This window comes from Mesorhizobium sp. P5_C1, from assembly GCF_054049815.1.
The window spans coordinates 1-4,027 of record NZ_JBFULQ010000504.1; the positions used below are offsets into that span (position 1 = coordinate 1).

Here is a 4,027-nt window from a genome sequence, read left to right on the forward strand (position 1 = left end):
CTACCATCTCACCGGAATTTAACCGCATTGGTGCAGCAAGGCGCCACTGCTATCCTGTCTTGATTCCCAACCCTTTTCATATGGTTGTTCACCCATGAGCCAGAGATCCTGCCTGTCCGTCATCCTCGCCGCCGGCGAAGGCACGCGCATGAAGAGCACGCTGCCGAAGGTGCTGCACCAGATCGCCGGGCTGCCGATGGTCGCCCATGTGGTGAAGGCGGCCGAGGCCGCCGGTGCCGGCAGCCAGGCGCTGGTGATCGGTCATGGCGCCGACGAGATGCGCAAGGCAGCCGCGAAATTCGCGCCGAAGGCCGAGACCTTCGTGCAGGAAAAGCGCCTTGGCACCGCGCATGCGGTGCTTGCCGCGCGCGAAGCGATATCAAAGGGTTACAACGATATCCTGGTGATGTTCGGCGACACACCGTTGATCGAAGCCGACGCGCTCACCGTGGCGCGGCTGAAACTGGCGGAAGGTGCCGCCGTCGTGGTCATAGGTTTCCGCCCGCCCAATCCGACCGGCTATGGCAGGCTGATCGAAAAAGGCGGCAAGCTGATTGCCGTCCGCGAGGAGAAGGACTGCAGCGCGGAGGAAAGGAAGATCGGCTTTTGCAATGCAGGCATGATGGCGGTGGCCGGCAGCCAGGCGCTGACGCTGCTCGATGCGGTCGGCAACAAGAACGCCAAGGGCGAGTACTATCTCACTGACATCGTCGAGATTGCCACCGCGAAAGGCCTCGATGTCGTGGCCACCGAGGCCAGCTTCGAAAGCGCGCTCGGCATCAACAACCGCGCCGAACTGGCGCAGGCCGAAGGTATCTGGCAGGCGCGCCGCCGTCATGAGGCGATGCTGTCGGGCGTGACGCTGATCGCGCCTGAGACCGTGTATTTCTCGCATGATACCGAAATCGGCGCCGACACGATCGTCGAGCCAAATGTCTGGTTCGGTCCGGGTGTGAAGATCGCCACCGGCGCCAAGATCCATGCCTTCAGCCATTTCGAGGGTGCCACCATCGCCTCGAATTGCGAAGTTGGGCCATTCGCTCGGCTGCGACCGGGGGCCGATCTCAGGAACAAGGCCAAGGTCGGCAATTTCTGCGAGGTCAAGCAGGCGACCATCGAGGACGGCGCCAAGGTCAATCACCTGACCTATATCGGCGATGCCCGCGTCGGCGCGGGCGCCAACATCGGGGCCGGCGCCATCACCTGCAATTACGACGGCTACTCGAAATTCTTCACTGACATCGGCGAGGGCGCCTTTATCGGATCGAACTCCTCGCTGGTGGCGCCCGTCACCATCGGCAAGCGCGGCTACATCGCGTCGGGCAGCGTCATCACCGAAAGCGTGCCGGACGATGCGCTGGCCTTCGGTCGCGCCCGCCAGAAGACCATCCCCGGCAAGGCCAAGGAATTGCGCGAGCGCTTTGCTTCGGCCGCGGCCGCGAAGAAAAAGGCTGCCGGCGCCGACCACTAGCTAGCCGGTCATGTCCTTGTCGAAGGCGGCGGTCACCTCGATCTTGCCGACGATGGCTTTGTTGAAATCATCGAGGTCCTCGGCGGGTATCCAGTATTCGAGATGCGCCTTGCTGCCGGCGTGCTCGACCCGGTAGCGGTCGAGAAAGCTTTTCAGCACGTCAAACCGCGTCACGAAGCCTGCTCCGCTTGACGGCACGTTCCAGTCGCGCGCGATCTGCACGGCATAGGCTTCCGACAGGACCGGATAGAAGATCGGCTGTTCGGGCAGGCGCGGCGGAAACGCCCGCATGTCCGAAGCCTCGATGAGTTTCAGCTCGTCAGGTCCGACCGGGCGCCAGAGTGTAATGGTTGATATGGTTTCGTTCATGGTAGGAGCTTAGCCAAACATTTCCCGACCGGGAACCGAATGGCTGAAAAACCGAATGATTGCAGTAACCGGATTGCAAGAGCGGTCTGTCATGGTGCATGCGTACAGAAGCGTTCCGTTACACGGGGCGAAATGCAATGTGACTTTCGCGGCAGGCCGGCCATCCCTAAATAGTGCTGGTTTTCCATGGGGAATTGGGGGCTGTCTGCATGTGCGGTATCGTTGGAATCGTCGGCCACTCGCAGGTTGCGCCGCTCATCGTCGACGCGCTGAAACGGCTCGAATATCGCGGCTATGACTCGGCCGGCGTCGCCACCATCGAACATGGTCAGCTTGCACGCAGGCGCGCCGAAGGCAAGCTGATCAACCTCGAACGTCGGCTCAAGGACGATCCGCTCGATGGCACGATCGGTATCGGCCACACGCGCTGGGCAACGCACGGTGTGCCCAACGAGACCAATGCGCATCCGCATTTTTCCGACGGCGTCGCCATCGTCCACAACGGCATCATCGAGAACTTCGCGGAATTGCGCGACGAGTTGAAGCGTGACGGCTACAGCTTTTCTTCGCAGACCGACACCGAGGTCGTCGCCCATCTGGTGGCGCGCGAACTGGCCAGGGGGCTGAAGCCGGTCGAGGCCGCGCACCAGGCGCTGAAGCGGCTGGAAGGCGCCTTCGCGCTGGCCATCATGTTCAAAGGCGACGAGGACCTGATCGTCGGCGCCCGTAATGGCCCGCCGCTGGCTGTCGGCCATGGCGACGGCGAGATGTTCCTGGGTTCCGACGCCATCGCGCTCGCCCCGTTCACCAATTCGATCACCTATCTCGAAGATGGCGATTGGGCGGTGGTGCGCCGCGACGGCGTCACGATCTTCGACATCGACGGCAACAAGGTCGACCGCAAGCGGCAGCAGTCGCTCTCGACCAGCTTCATGGTCGACAAGGGCAACCGGCGCCATTTCATGGAGAAGGAAATCCATGAACAGCCCGAAGTGATTTCGCACACGCTGGCGAATTATCTCGACTTCGTTGGTGGCGTGTCCAAGCCGCTCGACCTGCCGTTCGATTTTGCCAAGATCGACCGGCTGGCGATTTCGGCCTGCGGCACCGCATATCTCGCCGGCCTGATCGGCAAGTACTGGTTCGAGCGTTACGCGCGGCTCCCGGTCGATATCGATGTCGCCTCCGAATTCCGCTATCGCGAAATGCCGCTGTCCGCGAACGATGCCGCCTTCTTCATCTCGCAATCTGGCGAGACCGCCGACACGCTGGCCTCGCTGCGCTATTGTCGCAAGGCGGGGATGAAGATCGGCGCGCTCGTCAATGTCCGTGAATCGACCATGGCGCGCGAATCCGACGTTGTGCTGCCGACGCTCGCCGGCCCGGAGATCGGCGTTGCCTCGACCAAGGCCTTCACGTGCCAGCTTTCGGTGCTGGCATCGCTTGCCGTACGTGCCGGCGTGGCGCGCGGCACGATCTCGCGTGAGCAGGAAAAGACCTTTGTGCGCGAGTTGTCGGAGGCGCCGCGTTACGCCAACCAGGTGCTGAAGCTCGACCATCAGATCGAAAAGATCGCGCGCGACCTCGCACACTACAAGAACGTGCTCTATCTCGGCCGCGACACCAATTTTCCGCTGGCCATGGAAGGCGCCCTMAARCTCAAGGAAATYTCCTATATCCACGCCGAGGSCTATSCSGCSGGYGAGCTGAAGCATGGGCCGATCGCGCTGATCGACGAGAACATGCCTGTCATCGTCATCGCACCGCACGACCGCATCTTCGAAAAGACCGTGTCCAACATGCAGGAAGTGGCGGCGCGCGGCGGCAAAATCATCCTGATCACCGACAGCAAGGGCGCGGCACTCACCAGCGTCAAGACAATGGAGACGATCGTGCTGCCGGACGTGCCGGAAATCATCTCGCCGATCATCTACGCGCTGCCGATCCAGATGCTCGCCTATTTCACCGCCGTGTTCATGGGCACCGATGTCGACCAGCCGCGCAATCTGGCGAAATCGGTGACGGTGGAGTAGGCGCCCCCTTCCAAAAAACTTCGCAGTCCAAAGCGCCTTCCGGTTCACACAGAAGCCGCTGTGATGGTATTTGCATCACAGCTGCTCTTTTTCTTTTTTTGCATGATCTTTTTCCGAAAACCGGTTCCCACTTTTCGGGATCATGCTCTAATGT

Annotated in this window: 3 protein-coding genes; 2 read left to right on the forward strand and 1 reads right to left on the reverse strand. The window is 61.4% G+C overall.

The features are described 5' to 3' along the window. Window positions 1-94: 94 nt before the first annotated feature. Window positions 95-1,471 (forward strand): bifunctional UDP-N-acetylglucosamine diphosphorylase/glucosamine-1-phosphate N-acetyltransferase GlmU, encoded by a 1,377-nt coding sequence (gene glmU / locus ACXJ7R_RS26700; protein WP_457154444.1) that lies wholly within the window; start codon window positions 95-97, stop codon window positions 1,469-1,471. Here glmU and ACXJ7R_RS26705 read toward each other — a convergent pair whose 3' ends face one another. Beyond that, on the reverse strand, window positions 1,472-1,840 hold the full coding sequence (locus ACXJ7R_RS26705; RefSeq protein WP_457154445.1) for an ADP-ribosylation/crystallin J1: 369 nt from the start codon (window positions 1,838-1,840) through the stop codon (window positions 1,472-1,474). Window positions 1,841-2,049: 209 nt separating this feature from the next. On the opposite strand from ACXJ7R_RS26705, the gene glmS reads away from it, so the two are divergent. After that, window positions 2,050-3,873: a glutamine--fructose-6-phosphate transaminase (isomerizing) gene (gene glmS / locus ACXJ7R_RS26710; protein ID WP_457154446.1), complete on the forward strand. Its 1,824-nt coding sequence runs from the start codon at window positions 2,050-2,052 to the stop codon at window positions 3,871-3,873. The last annotated feature ends 154 nt before the right edge of the window (window positions 3,874-4,027 follow it).

Bases quoted from the DNA above. Each gene is read 5' to 3' on its own strand.
- glmU (WP_457154444.1), top strand. From the start codon at position 95: ATGAGCCAGAGATCCTGCCTGTCCGTCATCCTCGCCGCCGGCGAAGGC.
- ACXJ7R_RS26705 (WP_457154445.1), bottom strand. From the start codon at position 1,840: ATGAACGAAACCATATCAACCATTACACTCTGGCGCCCGGTCGGACCT.